Genomic DNA, 17,626 nt, shown 5'->3' with positions numbered 1-17,626 from the left:
GTAGTATCAGCGACCCTTGCTGTATAGGTGTAAAAAATAGTTAAGTTCGTAAAAAGGAATTATGTCTTAAAAAGCAAAAAGACATTTAAGATGAATTTGAGAAGCAGGAAACACTAGTAAATAAAACAATATGAGTAAAAAATATACCATTCAAAAAAGTCCGTTTGTAGTGCCAACTACCGATGGAAAATTAATTGAAGAACATTTTGGAAATGCTACCGATAGAAATTCAAAAGTAAGTATAGCACACATGATGGCTCCTGCAGGTTGGAGTGAACCTTTTCAAAAACCAGAATTTGAAGAATATACCTACATAATCAAAGGAAAAAAGCAATTCAATATTGATGGAGAAATTATAGTGCTAGAAGCAGGACAATCTATCAAAATTGAAAAAAATGTACGTATTCAATATTCAAATCCATTTACCGAACCTTGTGAATATGTAGCGGTGTGTTTACCTGCTTTCTCAGTGGGGTTGGTGCATAGAGAAGATAGTTAATAAGACTCCTAAAATAATAGCTGCAAACTTTTTGTAGTTAAATTTATGGTTTTCGGTGCTTTCAAAAAGAATAATGGTTGAAATGTGTAAAAACACACCAACTATTAAGGCTGTAATTTCTGTATGATATTGTTCTATTAAAGGAATTTTGTTAGATACTAAAATTCCTAAAGGACTCATTAATGAAAATACTGTTAAAAAGAAAAATACTGCTTTTTTCGAATACTTTGCATGTAATAAAAAGGTAGTTAAAACAATAGCAATCGGAATTTTATGTACAATAATTGCCCATAACAAATTATTATCTGCGTGATGAATTGGTAATCCTTCTGAAAAAGCATGGATACATAAACTAATAAATAGTAACCAAGGGAACTCTGAAGAGTCAGAATGTAAATGGATATGTCCGTGTTCAGCACCTTTAGAAAAAGATTCTAATACTGATTGAATGATGATTCCCACCAAAATTAAGATACCAACTAATTTTGTGTTATCGCTATGGTGATATACTTCAGGTAATAAATGTAAGATGGTTACCGAAAGTAAATAAGCGCCACTAAAGGCTAATAATAAGCGAACGAAGGTGTTACTAGGTTTTAGTGTAAACACAAATAAAACACCTACTAAAACAGAAACAATTAGCAATAAGTAACTCATTTTGCAACAATAATTAAACGGTCAGAAGATTGTGAATTAAAATCATTAAGGTTGTAATCACCAAAAACATGTGTTACCTGTAAGCCAACACTATCAAAATATGGTTGTAGCTTTTCTAACGTTAAAAACTTAACGCGCTCTGTGTATGAGTGTGCTTTCCCATCAGCAGTAAAAGAAATATGCTTTAAGATAAACCCATCTTTAATTTCTTTTTTAATATTGAATTCAATGCCGTCAATCGTTTTTACTTCTTCTTTTACTAGCGTATTTTTCACTTTCTCAACATTTAAAAAGTCTAATACAAATACTCCGTTTTCTTTTAATCCATTTTTAATACTTCTTAAAACAGCAATGTCCTCGTTATCATCTTCAAAATAACCAAAACTAGTAAAGAGATTAAACACCGCATCGTATTTACTTTCAATAGGTTTTCGCATGTCCCAAACCTCAAAATGAAGTGTGTCATTTTCAAATTGTTTGGCATGTTCAATGCTGTTTTCGCTTAAATCACCTCCAACAACATCATAACCTAACGAGTTTAAGTACACTGCATGACGTCCTTTACCGCAGGGCAAATCAGCAATACGACTCAATTTAGGTAGTTGTAAAAAAGCAGTAATATTTCGCATAAAAAATTGCGCATCGGCATCGTTTCTATGCTTGTATAAAATATGATAGTATGGTGTGTTAAACCAAGAAGTAAACCAATCTGTTGTTGTATTCATAACTATAAAGGTCTGCAAAAATACGCAAAACTTACGTTTTTTATATTCAAAGTAGAAAAGATTCACAACAACCCAAAATTAGCTGTACTTTTGCAGTGAAATTTTACAGTTACATGGAAAAAGATTTTAAAATGACTGCCGTAACGATGGCAGGTTTAGAAGGAGTTTTAGCTGACGAGTTACGTCAACTAGGAGCAATGGAAGTGAAAGAAGGAATACGAAGTGTTACTTTTAAGGGGGATAATGGATTTATGTACAAAGCAAACATTGCATTGCGTACTGCTATTCGTATTTTAAAACCCATAAAACGTAGTAAAATTTTTGATGAAGAAGATTTATACGAAGCGATTCAGCGTGTAAAATGGGAACGTTTTTTAGAGGTTGATGGAACGTTTGCGATTGGTTCTGTAGTAAACTCAAATAATTTCACTACCAACTCGCATTACATCAGTTTAAAATCAAAGGATGCCATTGCTGATTATTTTATGCACAAATATAAAAAGCGTCCGAATGTAGATTTAAAATATCCAGATGTAAAAGTTCATATTCATATTCATAAAGAATGGTTAACCATTTCATTAGATTCATCTGGTGATTCGTTACACAAACGTGGATATCGTAGTGCAACAAATATTGCGCCTATTAATGAGGTATTAGCAGCAGGATTAGTATTGCTTTCTGGATATAAAGGTGAGGAGAACTTTATTGATCCGATGTGTGGTTCAGGAACTATTTTAATTGAAGCAGCAATGATTGCAAATCAAATTCCTGCAAATATTAACCGCAAGCATTTTGCTTTTGAAAACTGGAAAGATTATGACGAAGATTTGTACTTTGTTATTCAAGATTCGTTGCTAAAGAAAATACGAAGTTCACATTTTAAAATTATGGGCTTTGATAAGGCCCCATCAGCAGTTAGAAAAGCACAACAGAATATTATAAATGCGAATTTAGAAGAGTTTATAGGTGTGCACCATGTAAACTTTTTTAACTCTAAAAAAGAAGTATTTGGTAAAACAACAATTTTATTCAATCCGCCTTACGGAGAGCGTTTAAATATTGATGTAGAAGAATTTTATAGAAAAATAGGGGATACCTTAAAGAATAACTATCCAAACTCAACTGCGTGGTTAATTACGTCAGATATTCAAGCATTAAAATATGTAGGATTACGAACTTCAAAAAGAGTTCCGCTTAAAAACGCCGATTTAGATTGTCGTTTTGTTAAGTACGAGTTGTATGAAGGTAGTAAGAAAGCTAAGAAGAATACTTCTTTTACTGATGAAGAAGAATAAAAAACTCCGCTGTAAAGCGGAGTTTTTGTTTGTGCTAATTATTTAATAAAAATAATTCGCGTAACTTCTCCTTTTCATTTAAGTTCTCAGGGTTTACTTCTAAACTTTTCTGATAACTTTTTATATAGTATCAAAATTTAGAAAGCATTTAGTTACTTAATTAGTTTTCTTTTTTACCTCTGCTACACCTACTTTCCTAACTATAATTTGGAAGACCTTCCCCTGTTTATTTTTCACAAATTCAATTGTTCTGTTATTGTTATTAGAATGAAAAAACTTCATATCAGATTCTGGCAATAACTCAGTATCATAGTTAGCGTAGTATAGTTTTTTATTCTTTTTAAGAATTGTGATATCCTTATATTTTCCAATATAATCATCATATATTATGGGGTCTATTTTGACTTGTAGATGTTTATATGGAAGTTCTACAGACTTGTTGAAAAGAATTGCAGCTAGTCCGTAAGCGATTAAATATGAAGGGGATTGATTGTTAGATAATACGGTAATAAAAATGTTATCATTGGTAAATTTATTAAACGAAGTCATGGCTCCATAAAATCCTCCATCGTGGGCTATTAATTTATGGTTTTGATTATAAAAAGGATTTACCATTAAGCCAAAACCAAATTTTTGATCATTATATGAGGTAAGTACCTTTTTTTTAGAGACTTCGTTTAGTATAGTTGTACTGTTAAAAAGAGCTTTATTCCAGAGGTATAAATCTTCTACAGTAGAGTAGATACCATCATGACCAATATTAAAATTCCAGTTTATGTAAGGGGTTTTTATGAGCGTATCATCTTTTTTATAATAGGTTTTAGCAGATTTAAAAACGATTGAATCATTGGTACTTACACCTGTATTGTACATTTTAGCTTTATCAAATAAATTTACTTTAAGATATGCTGAATATGATTGATTAGAAACTTTTTCAATAATACGTGCAAGTAAATAATACCCAATATTACTGTATGCTGTATTTGAACCTGGTTTAAACAACAAAGGTTTTTGCATAATATAATTTGCTACAGAATCTTTATCTAATGATGTTTTTGTAAGATATAACTCATCATAATCCATTTGGAGTCCAGCATTATGTGTTAACATCATTTTAATTGTTATTTGGTTTCCTTTAGGAAAATCTGGATAATATTTAATAAGTTTATCATCGAGCGACATTTTACCTTTTTCGATCAACTGCATAATGGCAACAGCTGTAAATTGTTTTGATACGGAAGCTAAACTAAATTTAGTGTCAATTGTATTTGGAATTTCCCACTCATAATCAGCAGTTCCATATGCTTTTTTTAATAAGATGGAGTCATTTTTAGTAACTAATACTGCTCCTGAAAAATTATTAATACTTGCTTGGGCATCCATGTAACTTTCTAATGTTGTCTCTTGTTGAGCAAAAGCTAATGGTGTAATTAGTATGAGTAGAATAGTGTAGTATTTCATTTAATTACAATTAAATAGATTTTAATTCTTTTAGCTTCTCTACAGCATTTGTATTATCAGGATTAAGCTTGAGGCTTTTTTGATAATTTTTGATAGCTTTTTTTATTTGACCATTTTCCATATAAGCTTCTCCTAAAGAGTCGTAAGCATCATATGATTCAGGAAAAAATAGTACTTCAAGAGTAAAAAGGTCAATTGCTTTTTTATAAAAACCTCTTTTAATCATTTCATAGCCTTCAGTATTTAACTCTATTTCAGAAAGTTTAAATTTTGAGTTTTTAATCGTAGCTTTGGCTTGTTCCAAGCCACTATTTAAATAGGCTTTAATCACCTTTTTGGTGAAAAAATAATTATCGAGTTTAGGTGTAGAGCCTGCAATAGTTTTTTCTATAAAATAGCGAGCATCTAAAAAGCCTTTGTTGGCATCTTTATTTGTAAGAATTATTACGGTATATCCTTCTTGTTTATAAACTCGCCATTCATTACCAACACCATAGTGCCCTCCAGTATGCCCGTATATAGTACCTTTATCAGGATTTGAAAATTGCATTCCATAACCATAATGACTGTCTTTGTTTAAAGGTGTGGTATATAGGCTTGTGTATTTTCCATTAAGAAGTTTATAGTTTTGCAAAGCTTGAGAAAATTTATACAAATCGTCTAAGGTGGTATATCCTCCTCCATGAGCACCACCTCTTACAGGATATGTATGGATATTTATTTTAAGTTTGTCTGGGTGAACTTCAGAGGTTGTATAACCCTCTGCGGCATTGTTAATAGGATGGTCTAAATCATAATTACCGGTGTTTTCCATCGAAGCGGCTGAGTATATATTACTTTCTAAATATTTATTGTATTCCTTACCAGTTACAGTTTCAATTATTCTACCAAGTATCAAGTAATTGGTATTTCGATATGAAAATATTTCACCAGGTTTAGATTCCATTGGTTCATTTTCATAAAGAGAACTAAAGTTATTGGCGAACCTATATAAATCTTTAGACCCATTAATAAAGGATTTCCTCGCAAAAAAATGAGGTAGTCCACTTGTATGTGTTAAAAGATGAGCTATTGTCACAGAATCTCTAGCAATTTTATTCGGGTAATTAGGAAGATAGTCACCTATTTTGTCAGTTAATTTTATTTTTTTTTGTTGTATTAACTGTAATATAGCTACAGCTGTAAATGTTTTTCCAATTGACCCTTGATTAAATTTTGTGTCTGTTCTATTTTTAACTTTATGTCCTAAATGAGCAAATCCATATGCTTTTTTGAATAAAACACTACCATTTTTAGCAATTAAAACTGCTCCACTGAATCCATCTAAAGAGTCTAAGTAATTGGCAATTTCATTTATATTGGAGTCTTCTAATGGACTAGATTTATTATTTGTGTAAGAAAGGATGATGATTAGTACTAGTAAATAAGTTAGTTTTCTCATTTTTAAGAATTACAATTTTTAGTTATTTTTTGTAAAGTTCTGTATAGTTGTTCTAATTCTTCATCTGAAATAGCATTTAGGGCGGTTTCTCTATTTTTTTGTATTATAGGCTTTAGTTTTTTTATAATCTCTTTTCCATGATCTGTAATTTCTAACTTAGCCTTTCGCTTGTCTTTACTGTCTGTTGTTTTTGTTAAGTAGTTTTTTGTTATCATTAATTTTACTATACGTGTCATAGAAGCATAGTCTTTAAAAACTAAATCGGCAATTTCTGTTTGAGTTTTGTTATTGTTTTCAAGTATCAACAAGATTAGAGCTTGGTCTACAGTAATATCAGGAACAATTTGGGTAATATTATGTTGACTGAGCTTACGATATGCTTTTATAGTTTCTTCTATGGAATATAAAGCAGTAGTTGTAGGTGTATTAAAATTCATTTTATTTGATATATCAAGCAAAAATAAAAATATATTTGATATATCAAGTATTAATTAAGTGTAAAAGCACAATAGATATTAAAAAAGCTGTTTTTAGAGATAGTTATATATAGGTGTTAAACTTAGAAGCTCTTTAGAAAAAAGTTAAGCTAAGTAAAAATATAAAGACCTCGTAAATCACGAGGTCTTTAGTTAATGGTTTAGTGAAATAAAAACCCTATAAATTGTTTTAATTACTCCGTAGTAACAGGATTAATAATGGTTGAAACTTTACTAATTTTATTTAAAGGAAATCCACCTTTTTCGGCATGTTCACGAATCTTTGATTCATTCGGAGCATTATAAATACAATATATTTTATTCTTGCTTACATAGTCAAGAAGTTAGTGAAACTTCTTGTAGTTATTAACGTTATGAAGTGTAAGTATGCTAGTTTCTACTTGTTTGTGTTTAGAGTATTCTTAAAACTTACATAAGCTTAAGAGGAACTTTATCTTTAAGTATTGAGTAAGTTAGTTACTTTTTTAATAAATATTTATTAAAACTTTTTCCGTTTATTTTGGTGTATTTTGAATCAATATCAAAGGCTACTTCCATACCAGTAATATCAAACTCACCTGATACTTTGGTGTATTTAATATTTAAATCTTCTTCAAATTTCACATTTCTAAATGACACACCATCTTTAAATTCTGTATATTTGAAAATAGCACTTTCATTAAAAACAGCGTTTTTAAAACTAACAAAACGGTTAAAGTCTGCATATTTAAAGGTAGCAGGTTCTCCAAAAGAAGTGTTTTCAAAAGTAATATCTCTATTAAACTTCGCATATTTGAAGGTAGAATCTCCTTTGAATTTAGTGTTAGAAAAATTAGAATCTTTTTCAAAATCAGAATACTTGAACATAGCTTTTTGTTCAAAAGTACAGTCTTTAAATACAACTACATCTTCAAAGTTAGCAACAAAAGTATATCCACTTTTTTCATGAGGAATGTAGGCAAGTACATCATCATCAAAAACACAGTTTACAAAAGAAACTTTATTGGTAATTTGTTTTTCAATAGTATTAGACCCTCCATTATTCCACCAACGTTTTCTTTTAGGTAATTTAGGTAAGGCTTCGTTCATAAAAGTAAAGTCTAATACACCTTTAATAGTTGCGTTTGAAATCTCTATTGCTTTTCCGTTTTTAAGATCTTTCATAATATCTGATACACTTATAGTTTTTTGCGAAAAAGCAGTTGAAAAGCAAAACAAAAGTCCAATAATAGTAACTATATTTTTCATTTTAAATGGTTTTAAGTTCTATATAATAGACAACCTATATTTGTTTTTTGTGACACTTATATAAAAAAAGGTAGCATTTAATTACCTAAATGCTACCTTTAATATGTTTCGTGGAAAATATTAGTTTACTGAATCGCTTAAACCAGCACCAGCTTTAAACTTAACTACATTTTTAGCAGCAATTTGAATTTCTTTTCCTGTTTGAGGGTTTCTACCAGTTCTAGCAGCTCTCTTAGAAACAGACCAAGTTCCCCATCCAACTAAAGCAACTTTATCACCTTTCTTTAAAGTGTTAGTTACGTTAGCAGTTAAAGAGTCTAATGCAGCTTTTGCAGCAGCTTTTGAAATTCCTGCATCAGCAGCCATCGCATCGATTAAATCTGATTTGTTCATAATTTAAATAGATTTTAAAATTAATTAATGTTTTTTTTGCTTCAATAGCTCAACAAATATAGACGGAATGCGGGATTGTGCAAGATTTGACTCAAAAAAAATACTCTTTTGTTAATAAGTTGCTATGAATTGTTAATAACCACTAGCTGGTTTTTGTTAAAAAGGTTAAAACCTTGTAAACAAAGGGCTACAGCACTTTTGCTTCTTTTTTAAACTGATAACCATTCAATAAACTTTGAGTGTCCATTAATTTTTTGCCAGAAATTTTAATTTGATGGATATTTAAGTAACCATTTGTAACAGCAATTTTTAACTCTTTTTTAGAGGTAATAACAGTACCAATATCAAAGCTATGTGAAGAAAACTCTTTACTAACTCTATATATTTTGGCTGATATTTCTTCACCTCCATTTAAAATGGTTGTCCAAGCCGCAGGATATGGGTTTAACCCGCGAATATGATTATAAATATCATCTAAAGGTTTAGACCAATCTATTTTACAGTTATGAGGAAATAATTTTGGAGCAGATTTTTCTTCTAACTCAGGTTGTTTAGTAGTTGTAACATCTCCTTTAGCAATTAAATCTAAAGTCTCAGCAACTAGTTTAGCTCCTAGGTACATTAACCTATCGTGTAATTCTCCAACAACTTCATTTTCTTCAATTGTTACCTCACTTTGTAGGATAATTTCACCAGTATCAATTTTATCATCAATAAAGAAAGTAGTAACACCTGTTTTGGTTTCGCCATTTATAATTGCCCAGTTAATAGGAGCGGCTCCACGATATTCAGGTAATAATGAAGCATGTAAATTAAATGTACCATATTTTGGCATTGCCCAAACTGATTTTGGTAACATTCTAAAAGCTACCACAACCTGTAAGTTGGCATTCCATTTTTTTAAATCTTTTTGAAATTCCTCGCTTTTTAAATTTTTAGGTTGAAGGATAGGCAAGTTTTGAGATAAAGCATATTTTTTTACTGCAGATTGATTAAGCTTACGACCTCTACCAGCAGGTTTGTCTGCAGCGGTGATAACTCCTACTACATTATAATCATTCTCCACTAAGTGCTGTAAAATAGTAGCAGCAAAATCAGGAGTTCCCATAAAAACGATGCGTAAATCTCTCATTTATTTTAAAAAGTATTTATTGTTTTTTGTGTGTATTTTATCTTCAGCAAGAAGTTCTCGCAAAAGTATTAAAATGTTCGCTTCTTTTTCATTTAATAGTGAGCAGATTTCAGTAACTGTAAAGCTTTTTTCGTTTCTGAATAATGAAAAAACTTCTTTCAGAGTTACAGTAGGTACTTTTTTTTTATGTAAACATACATCACAAATATCACAATTATTAGTGTGATGTTCACCAAAATAAGAGAGGAGCTGTACACTTCTACAAACTGAATTGTTTTCTATAAACCGAAGTAAATCTCTATTCTTTTGTTTTTTCTGTTTGATATATTGTTGAATGTTTACAGCAATTCGGTTGATAGTTTTATTATCTTCTCTGGGATGTAGAAAGAAAAGCTCTGCATTGTTTGTTGCTTTGGTATAAGTAATCAATTCTTTTTGAGCTAATTTTTCCAAAGTGTCAATTACAAACCAAGAAGTCGTTCCTAGTTTTTTAGCAATATAGAACTCATCAATTTTCACAGGGTTTTCAAATACCCCACCATACATACGCAAAACTTGCTGAATAAAGTTTTTTACTTGAGAGTTTTGATTAGCATGTAATATGACTTGTTTACTTGAAACTAAAAATTGAATAGTAGAGTTTTGTTGAAAATTATGATTTAGCTCTATTATTCCATTATTGTTAAGTATTTGAAGTGTATTAAATGTTTTGTTAGGAATAAAATTGTACTTACTACAAAAGTCTAAAAAATTAAAATCGAAAGCAGTTTCTATCAATTCTCCTTTAACGATTTGAAAGTGCTGATATAGTTTTTGATGAACAATTTTTATTTCTTCAATGGTTGGTAATGATTTTTCGAGCAATTCACTACTTAAAGAAATATCACTATTATTTGTTAATACTACAGAAAAAGACTTTATTCCATCACGTCCGCCACGACCCGCTTCTTGGATATAATTCTCTATAGAAGATGGTAAGTTAAGATGAACAACTACCCGAACATTGGGTTTGTCAATTCCCATACCAAAAGCGTTGGTAGCAACAATAATTGGAGTTTTCTCTGACATCCAATTTTCAAAAGCAAGTTTTTTTTCTATAGAAGAAAGACCACCATGATACAAAGAATTTTTAAAACCTTGTGCATTTAAGTAGCTACTAATTTCCTTTGTTTTACTACGAGTGTTTACATATACAATAGCAGGAGCTTTTGTTTTAGTAAAAATCTTACTGAGTTTACCAAGTTTGTCTTCAGTTTTAAAAATTTGATAGGCTAAGTTTTCTCTAAAAAAAGATTTTTTAAAAACAGTAGTATTTTCTAACTCAAGAGAAGAAATAATATCTGAAATTACTTTTTGAGTAGCTGTAGCGGTTAAAGCAATTATTGGAATAGTTGGTTGTAGTTCTTTTAAAACAGTAATGTTTTGATAAGATGGACGAAAATCGTGTCCCCATTCAGAAATACAGTGTGCTTCATCAATGGCAATTAGGTTAACATTGAGCTGCTTTATTTTTTTTTGAATAAAACGCGATTGTAATCGTTCAGGAGAAATGTATAAAAACTTAGTATTTCCAAATCGGATATTATCAAAAAGTGTAATAATTTCATCATGTGTACTTCCTGAAGGTATTAAAGTTGCTTTTATACCTTTATTGGTAAGATTAGAAACTTGGTCTTGCATCAAAGCAATTAATGGAGAAACTACAATACAAACACCTTCTTTAACTAATGCAGGAACTTGAAAACAGATAGATTTCCCACCGCCAGTTGGAAGTAAAGCAACAATATTATTTCCTGCTAAAACTTCAGTAATTATTTCTTGTTGAGGCTTTCTAAATGAATTATAGCCCCAATAATGTTTTAATATTTCTAATGGTTTATCATGCATCGTATTTTAACGAATGTAAAATAAAATCACAGCGTTCTCGTACCGAACCAAAAGGAACGTTAATAATATTATAGCCTACTTCTTCATAAGCTTCCTTTAAAAAGGTATCTATTTTTACTGATTGTTCGAAAGTTTCATAACGTTCGTTATCAGATTTATAAATGGCTTCCCAAGGTGAACACATAAATACTTTACTGTATAAATATTTATTACTTTTTTCAATAAAAACCTGTGGATAGTCAGATCCTAAATAATTCATATACGCATGTACATCAGGAATTCCTCTATCAAAAAAGATGACTTCTGCATCGCTTTGATGAGCTTCTAAGTACTGTTGCTCTCTTCCTTCTAATAATAGTTGGCTAAATAATAAAGGTTGCTCTAAGAAAAGTTGGTCAACCCCATCTTTTTGAGCTTTTAGTGTAACTTCTCTTGAAATCTCTGGCATACATTCATATCCTCGTTTAATAAATTCTCTTAAAATAGAGGATTTACCCGTACCGGGACCACCTATTAAAACTATTTTTTGTTGCATGGGGCAAAAATAAAAGTTTCAAGTTATAAATATAATAAATAGTGTAATTTTGTGCTTCATCACTATATGCTCTATATTTTTTGATGAATTTTAATAAAAACAGTAATTTTTGAGTTATGCAAGATAGAGAAGCTTTTTACGCAAAATTAAAATCACAGTTAGAAGATACTACAACCTTTCCAGCTAAGTATTTATATAAATTTATTGTTCCCACTGATGGTAACCAGGTGAAAGAAGTCCAAGATTTATTTAATAATGGAGGAGCAGTTATTAATACCAAAAAATCTAAAACAGGAAAGTATGTAAGTGTATCAATACATATTACCGTAAAAAGTTCAGACGAAGTTATTTCGTACTATAAAAGAGCAGAGGCAATAAAAGGAATTATTTCTTTGTAAATTTACAGTATAAAGAAAGTGCTCTTATACTTTCCATTTTTTACGTTGTAACATTTTTGTGTTAAAAAAGAATCAGAATTATTTTGTATAAATGATTCTTAGAAAGTTTACTCAAAAAGACTTTGTATAACTTGTTGAAAAAAATATATAGAAATCAAAGACTATGGTTATAACTTTTTTTAACTAAACTAAAAATATGGCAAAGAACTTGATGAAATAAGAGAATAAGTAATTATCAAGATTAATTAGAAAAAAAATGGGTTAAAAAGCTACGAAATAAAAGTATGGTTAGAGTAAGAAAAGGGGCATTAAGAAAATTTAAGAATACATATAACCAATAGTATAAAGTGAGAAAAAATATTTTTTTGATAACATCATTATTAGTAATAGTTTCATGCGATCTTGTAAGCCTAAAAACTAAAAAGGTTACAAATGAAAGACCAATAGCTACAGTATACAATAAACACTTGTATAAAAAAGATATTGCTGGGTTGTTACCTAAGAACCTTTCACCTAAAGACAGTTTAGTTATAGTAAAAGGGCTAATTAACTCGTGGGCAAAACAAGAATTATTGTATGTAAAGGCTGAAGAGAATATATCAGAAGTAAATAGTGAAGAGATACAAAGCCTAGTTAATGATTATAAAAAAAGTTTATACATTAACGGTTATAAAGAGCGTTTGATTAAACAACAACTAGATACTGTTGTTACTGAGGAAGAGATAGCCATGTATTATAACGAAAACAAAGATAATTTTAAGGTAAGTGAAGAACTTGTACAGTTTGAGTATGTACATTTTGGTAAAAATTATTTGGATAAAAAAGAGACAATAAAGCAGTTTAAATCAGAAAAAGAAGAAGACAAAGAAGATTTAGAAAGGCACTTGTTAAATTTTAAATCATATCGATTACAAGATTCAACTTGGGTAACTTTTGATTATTTAAAGAAAAAAATTCCGCCTTTTCGTAATGAAACAAAAGAAAACTTGTTAAAAATATCAAAATTCATACAAAAAGAAGATAGTTTAGGAGTATATTTGGTCGCTGTAAAAAATATGTTACCACAAAATGCTACGGCTCCATTAAGCTATGTAAGTCCTAGAATAAAACAAATTATTTTACATAAAAGAAAATTAGAATTAATACGAGATATTGAAAAAACGCTGATAAATGATGCAATTGAAAACAAGAACTTTAAAGAATATTAGTATAGTATTTACGTTGTTTTTAGTAAGCTTAACAACAATTTATGCACAAGGTACAAAAGTAGATGGTGTTGCTGTTGTGGTAGGTAAAAACATTGTTTTAGATTCTGATATAGATAAGTTTAAGCAAGAGGTAGAATTAAGAAGTGAGGGTAAGGTAAAGATTTCTGACTGTGAAATGTTAGAAGAATTAATGCAACAAAAATTATTAGCTCATCATGCAGTGATTGATAGTGCTACAGTATCACAATCAGAAATAGATAGTAGGGTAGATAGGAGTATTGCTTTCTTTTCACAAGAATATGGAAGTGAGGAAAAAGTAGTTGAAGCTTATGGTTTTAATGATATTGAAGATTTAAAGAAGGAGCTAGGAAGGGTTCAAAAAGAAAATCTATTAATAGAAAAAGAGCAGCAAAAAATTACAGAAAATATAGATGTTACTCCAGAAGAGATTCGTATCTATTTTAAAGGTTTAGAAGATAAAAAAGAATTACCTGAAATACCTGCCGAAGTTCAATTACAACAACTAGTAATTAAAGCAGAACCAACTAAAGAAGAGGAAGAGCGCGTTATTAACAAATTAAAAGAAATTAAAAAAGAGGTTGAAAACGGTGCTAGTTTTAAGTTAAAAGCAATCATTAACTCAGAAGATCCAGGAGTAGCTCAGAATGAAGGGAAATATGTGATAACAAAAGATAGCCCATTTATTAAAGAATTTAAAGAAACGGCATTTTCATTAGATGTTGATCAAATTTCAGAGCCAATTAAATCTGCTTTTGGTTATCATATACTTCAATTACATAAAATAAAAGGGAATCAACGTGAAGTATCTCATATTTTAATGCAACCTGAGGTTTCTGATAAAAAATTAAATGAAACTAAAGAGCAAATAGAAAAAATAGTAGCTGATATAAAAGAAGGAAAGATAACTTTTGAAGAAGCTGTAAAAAAGTATTCTGAAGATGAAGAAACAAAAAATAGTGCAGGTATAATTATGAATCCTTATACCCAAGAGCCTACTTTTGAGTTAACAAGAATGCCACCAGATTTATTCGCAAGAATTAGCGAATTAAAAAAAGGTGATTTATCTGATATTTACTATGATGAAACTCGTGAAGGCGAAAAGATGTATAAAGTAATCTTATTAAAAGAGAAAACAGATACACACAAAGCAGATTTAGTTCAAGACTATGTAAGAATGCAACAATTTGCTTTAGCTAAGAAAAAAGAAGAAGAAATTACAAAATGGACGAAAGAAAAAATCCAAGAAACTTACTTAAAATTAAGCAACGATTATAAGAAGTGTACTTTTAAGAAAGATTGGAAAAAAGAAAACAAATAAGAAATAATAAATTTAGTATATTGTCATTCCCGCGAGAGCGGGAATTTTATTTTATAAAAGTTTGTAATTAAATTTATTGAACAAAGAAAAACTTTAATTTATGTCTGACGTAACAGCAGTAAACACATTGGTAGAAAAGTACAGCCAACTACAACAAGAAATAGGAAAAGTAATTATAGGACAACAAGAAGCTGTAAACTATACACTACTTTCAGTTTTTTGTGGAGGACATTCGTTGTTAATTGGAGTGCCTGGGTTAGCAAAGACCTTATTAGTAAACACAATTTCTAGTGCATTAGGACTTAACTTTAATAGAATTCAGTTTACTCCAGATTTAATGCCTTCCGATATTTTAGGTAGTGAAATATTAGATGAAACACGTCATTTTAAATTTATAAAAGGACCTATTTTTTCGAATATTATTTTAGCGGATGAAATTAACCGTACACCACCTAAAACACAAGCAGCGTTGTTAGAAGCAATGCAAGAAAAGTCAGTAACTATTGCTGGACACCATTATAAATTAGAGTTGCCTTTTTTTGTGCTAGCTACGCAAAATCCTATTGAACAAGAAGGAACGTATCCGTTACCAGAAGCTCAGTTAGACCGTTTTATGTTTTCAATTAATTTGGAGTATCCAAGTTTTGAAGAAGAAGTGCAAGTAGTAAAAAATACTACTTCAATAATTAATCAAAAAGTAAATGCTATTTTTTCTTCAGACGAAATTATAGCCATTCAAAAGCTAATTCGTAAAATTCCTGTAGCAGATAACGTAGTTGAATATGCTGTTGGTTTGGTAGGAAAAACACGTCCTAATTCAGATAAAGCAACCGAGTTAATAAAAAAATATATCGACTGGGGAGCAGGCCCTAGAGCTTCACAAAACCTAATCTTAGCAGCTAAAGCACATGCAGCTGTACACGGAAAATATTCTCCAGACATTGAAGATGTTCAAGCGGTAGCAATTCCTATTTTATCACATAGAATTGTGAAAAATTACAAAGCAGAAGCAGAAGGAGTTACCGTAAAAGAAATTATAAACTCTCTATTTTAAAATGAAAAAGTTTTTAAGTATTGTTTTTTTAGTGATACTATTTGCTTCATGTAAGCAAGAAGTTACCAAAACCGTTTCAGAAGAAACAGAAAAACAAGAGATTTTATCAGTGATGAAGGCACAAGAAAAAGCTTGGTCTAATCATGATTTAGAAGGTTTTATGCATGGGTATTGGAAAAGTGATTCACTAAAGTTTTATGGACGTAACGGGATTACTTTTGGTTGGCAAAAAACCTTAGATAACTATAAAAAAGGCTATCCAACAAAAGAACACTCAGGAACGTTAACTTTTAAGATTAATGATATTTCTAAAATTATTGATGGAGCTTATTCAGTTATGGGAGAATATCACTTAAAAAGAAACGTAGGAGACGCTAACGGAGTCTTTATGATTATTTTCAAGAAGATACAGGGCGAATGGAAAATCATCGCTGATACTTCGTGTTAAGCCAAAAACGAGCTTTTATATAAACTTATAATTAAAGAATACAATCCTTAGTTTATTTTGGTGATACTTTAAATCACCTTTTTAGTTATGTTCAGGAAAAGGAATTTTCTTATGTTCTATGTATTTAATACCCCAAGCATGTAATGGAGCTAAAGCATTGATTAAATCATTGCCAAAGGGAGTAAGAGAATATTCAACTCTTGGAGGTACTTCAGCATATATTTTTCTAGTAATAATTCCATCAGCTTCTAACTCTTTTAATTGGTTAGTTAACATTTTTTCTGAAATTGTTTCACACGCAGTCTTAATTTGCCCATATCTGAGTGGTTTTTCAACAAGTCTAGAAATGATAAATAACTTCCATTTTCCGCTTATAACTTTTGTAGCGTAAGTTAATGGACAATAATAAGGTGAAAATTTTTTCATTTTTTTCAATTCTATCTTTTTGGTACTAAAAAAACTAACCAAAAGGTGCGTAAGGTACAAAAATGTAACGTATTGTTTCCTGTAAAAAAGTGCTTTAGTTTCGTAGTTGTATAAGAAAAAACATATAAAAAATGAGGAAATTTAATCAACTGTTAATACTAGTTTTAACTATAATTAGCGCATGTAAAACAACGAATAATGCTATAAAAGAGACAGTAACAAAAATGCAATATATACGACAAGCTACTGTGCTTTTAGAAGTGAATTCAAAAAAAATATTGATAGATCCTGTTTTGTCAGATAAAGGAACACAAGACCCAATTCCTTTTTCTAATGATAAACGGATTCCTATGAATGATTTACCCATTCTTAAAGAAAAAATTATAGAACAATCCGATGCTGTTTTGATAACACATTATCATCCGGATCATTTTGATGCTGATGCTGAAAAATTACTTCCTAAAGATATACTTATTTTTTGCCAGCCTTTCGATGTAGAAAAGTTAAAATCAAAAGGTTTTACAAATTTACAAAGCATAGAGCAGGTTGTAAATTGGTCTGGAATATCGATAAAACGCTACGAAGCACATCATCATGAAGGAGCAACAGGAGCAATGCCTTTTGGCGAATCATCTTCTTTTTCTTTGACATTTAAAGAAAAGACAATATTTATAACAGGAGATGCTGTTTTAGATGGTCTTTTAAAGAATGCTTTGAAAATTGAAAAACCTACTCATGTTGTTGCAAATACAGGGGAGTGTACTTTTAGCAAGCCAAATCCTGTTTTAGAACCAGGTAAACATATGACGTTAACTAAAGAAGAATTATTAAGTATAGCTGTTGAGAATACGAAGGCTATTTTAATAGCAATTCATATGGACGCAATAAACCATTGTGGATTAACAAAAGAGGAGCTTCGCTTATTTTTAAAAGAACAAGAAAAATCTATTCAAGATAAAATGTTAATCCCTAATGAAGGTGAAGTATTACAGTTATAAAACAAA

The 17,626-nt window shown here is 30.1% G+C and carries 19 protein-coding genes and 1 pseudogene; 8 read left to right on the top strand and 12 right to left on the bottom strand.

Annotation, left to right across the window (positions count from 1 at the left end):
- Window positions 1–130: 130 nt before the first annotated feature.
- Window positions 131–499, top strand: coding sequence for a cupin domain-containing protein (locus C7448_RS07685; protein WP_115900785.1), 369 nt, complete (start codon window positions 131–133; stop codon window positions 497–499).
- Here C7448_RS07685 and C7448_RS07680 read toward each other — a convergent pair.
- The gene (locus tag C7448_RS07680; RefSeq protein WP_115900784.1) at window positions 467–1,156 is read right to left on the bottom strand and encodes a ZIP family metal transporter; all 690 of its coding nucleotides are present in this window, start codon (window positions 1,154–1,156) and stop codon (window positions 467–469) included. The genes C7448_RS07685 and C7448_RS07680 overlap by 33 nt on opposite strands.
- Window positions 1,153–1,881, bottom strand: coding sequence for a class I SAM-dependent methyltransferase (locus C7448_RS07675; protein WP_115900783.1), 729 nt, complete (start codon window positions 1,879–1,881; stop codon window positions 1,153–1,155). Before C7448_RS07675 ends, C7448_RS07680 begins: the two co-directional genes overlap by 4 nt.
- 113 nt (window positions 1,882–1,994) lie before the next feature.
- On the opposite strand from C7448_RS07675, the gene C7448_RS07670 reads away from it, so the two are divergent.
- Window positions 1,995–3,176 (top strand): THUMP domain-containing class I SAM-dependent RNA methyltransferase, encoded by a 1,182-nt coding sequence (locus C7448_RS07670; protein ID WP_115900782.1) that lies wholly within the window; start codon window positions 1,995–1,997, stop codon window positions 3,174–3,176.
- 156 nt (window positions 3,177–3,332) lie between these two features.
- Here C7448_RS07670 and C7448_RS07665 read toward each other — a convergent pair whose 3' ends face one another.
- From C7448_RS07665 to C7448_RS07625, 9 genes and pseudogenes are all read right to left on the bottom strand, one after another.
- Complete coding sequence (locus C7448_RS07665; protein WP_115900781.1) at window positions 3,333–4,637, bottom strand: serine hydrolase domain-containing protein; 1,305 nt, start codon at window positions 4,635–4,637, stop codon at window positions 3,333–3,335.
- 10 nt (window positions 4,638–4,647) lie between these two features.
- Window positions 4,648–6,078, bottom strand: a complete 1,431-nt coding sequence (locus tag C7448_RS07660) for a serine hydrolase (RefSeq protein ID WP_115900780.1) — start codon at window positions 6,076–6,078, stop codon at window positions 4,648–4,650.
- A 2-nt stretch (window positions 6,079–6,080) separates the two neighbouring features.
- Window positions 6,081–6,515, bottom strand: coding sequence for a MarR family winged helix-turn-helix transcriptional regulator (locus tag C7448_RS07655; protein WP_115900779.1), 435 nt, complete (start codon window positions 6,513–6,515; stop codon window positions 6,081–6,083).
- A 233-nt stretch (window positions 6,516–6,748) separates the two neighbouring features.
- A pseudogene (locus C7448_RS16155) lies at window positions 6,749–6,877 on the bottom strand (nickel-binding protein); the annotation flags it as partial.
- Window positions 6,878–7,031: 154 nt separating this feature from the next.
- Window positions 7,032–7,802 carry a pentapeptide repeat-containing protein gene (locus C7448_RS07645; RefSeq protein WP_115900778.1) on the bottom strand — a complete coding sequence of 257 codons (771 nt, stop codon included), beginning with the start codon at window positions 7,800–7,802 and terminating at the stop codon, window positions 7,032–7,034.
- Window positions 7,803–7,922: 120 nt separating this feature from the next.
- Entirely contained in the window at window positions 7,923–8,195 is a 273-nt protein-coding gene (locus C7448_RS07640; protein ID WP_115900777.1) for an HU family DNA-binding protein, read from the bottom strand.
- Between the two features lie 187 nt (window positions 8,196–8,382).
- Entirely contained in the window at window positions 8,383–9,327 is a 945-nt protein-coding gene (gene fmt / locus C7448_RS07635) for a methionyl-tRNA formyltransferase (protein WP_211321897.1), read from the bottom strand.
- Window positions 9,328–11,214 (bottom strand): RecQ family ATP-dependent DNA helicase, encoded by a 1,887-nt coding sequence (locus C7448_RS07630; protein ID WP_115900775.1) that lies wholly within the window; start codon window positions 11,212–11,214, stop codon window positions 9,328–9,330.
- Window positions 11,207–11,749 carry an AAA family ATPase gene (locus tag C7448_RS07625; protein ID WP_115900774.1) on the bottom strand — a complete coding sequence of 181 codons (543 nt, stop codon included), beginning with the start codon at window positions 11,747–11,749 and terminating at the stop codon, window positions 11,207–11,209. The genes C7448_RS07630 and C7448_RS07625 overlap by 8 nt, the downstream gene beginning before the upstream one ends.
- 116 nt (window positions 11,750–11,865) lie before the next feature.
- On the opposite strand from C7448_RS07625, the gene C7448_RS07620 reads away from it, so the two are divergent.
- From C7448_RS07620 to C7448_RS07600, 5 genes are all read left to right on the top strand, one after another.
- Window positions 11,866–12,147, top strand: a complete 282-nt coding sequence (locus C7448_RS07620; RefSeq protein WP_115900773.1) for a DUF493 family protein — start codon at window positions 11,866–11,868, stop codon at window positions 12,145–12,147.
- Between the two features lie 365 nt (window positions 12,148–12,512).
- Complete coding sequence (locus C7448_RS07615) at window positions 12,513–13,355, top strand: hypothetical protein (RefSeq protein ID WP_245939451.1); 843 nt, start codon at window positions 12,513–12,515, stop codon at window positions 13,353–13,355.
- Window positions 13,318–14,694 (top strand): peptidylprolyl isomerase, encoded by a 1,377-nt coding sequence (locus tag C7448_RS07610; RefSeq protein ID WP_245939450.1) that lies wholly within the window; start codon window positions 13,318–13,320, stop codon window positions 14,692–14,694. The genes C7448_RS07615 and C7448_RS07610 overlap by 38 nt, the downstream gene beginning before the upstream one ends.
- A gap of 100 nt (window positions 14,695–14,794) precedes the next feature.
- Complete coding sequence (locus C7448_RS07605) at window positions 14,795–15,748, top strand: AAA family ATPase (RefSeq protein ID WP_115900772.1); 954 nt, start codon at window positions 14,795–14,797, stop codon at window positions 15,746–15,748.
- Window position 15,749: 1 nt separating this feature from the next.
- Entirely contained in the window at window positions 15,750–16,196 is a 447-nt protein-coding gene (locus C7448_RS07600) for a YybH family protein (RefSeq protein WP_115900771.1), read from the top strand.
- Window positions 16,197–16,277: 81 nt separating this feature from the next.
- On the opposite strand, the gene C7448_RS07595 is transcribed toward C7448_RS07600, so the two are convergent.
- Entirely contained in the window at window positions 16,278–16,622 is a 345-nt protein-coding gene (locus tag C7448_RS07595; protein ID WP_115900770.1) for a winged helix-turn-helix transcriptional regulator, read from the bottom strand.
- 131 nt (window positions 16,623–16,753) lie between these two features.
- Here C7448_RS07595 and C7448_RS07590 point away from each other — a divergent pair, with 131 nt between their 5' ends.
- Window positions 16,754–17,620 carry an MBL fold metallo-hydrolase gene (locus C7448_RS07590; protein WP_115900769.1) on the top strand — a complete coding sequence of 289 codons (867 nt, stop codon included), beginning with the start codon at window positions 16,754–16,756 and terminating at the stop codon, window positions 17,618–17,620.
- The last annotated feature ends 6 nt before the right edge of the window (window positions 17,621–17,626 follow it).

The sequence above is a fragment of the Tenacibaculum gallaicum genome (assembly GCF_003387615.1).
GTDB lineage: Bacteria > Bacteroidota > Bacteroidia > Flavobacteriales > Flavobacteriaceae > Polaribacter > Polaribacter gallaicus.
The sequence above is the reverse complement of the archived record's forward strand: the minus strand, read 5'-3'. Positions and strand labels throughout refer to the sequence as shown.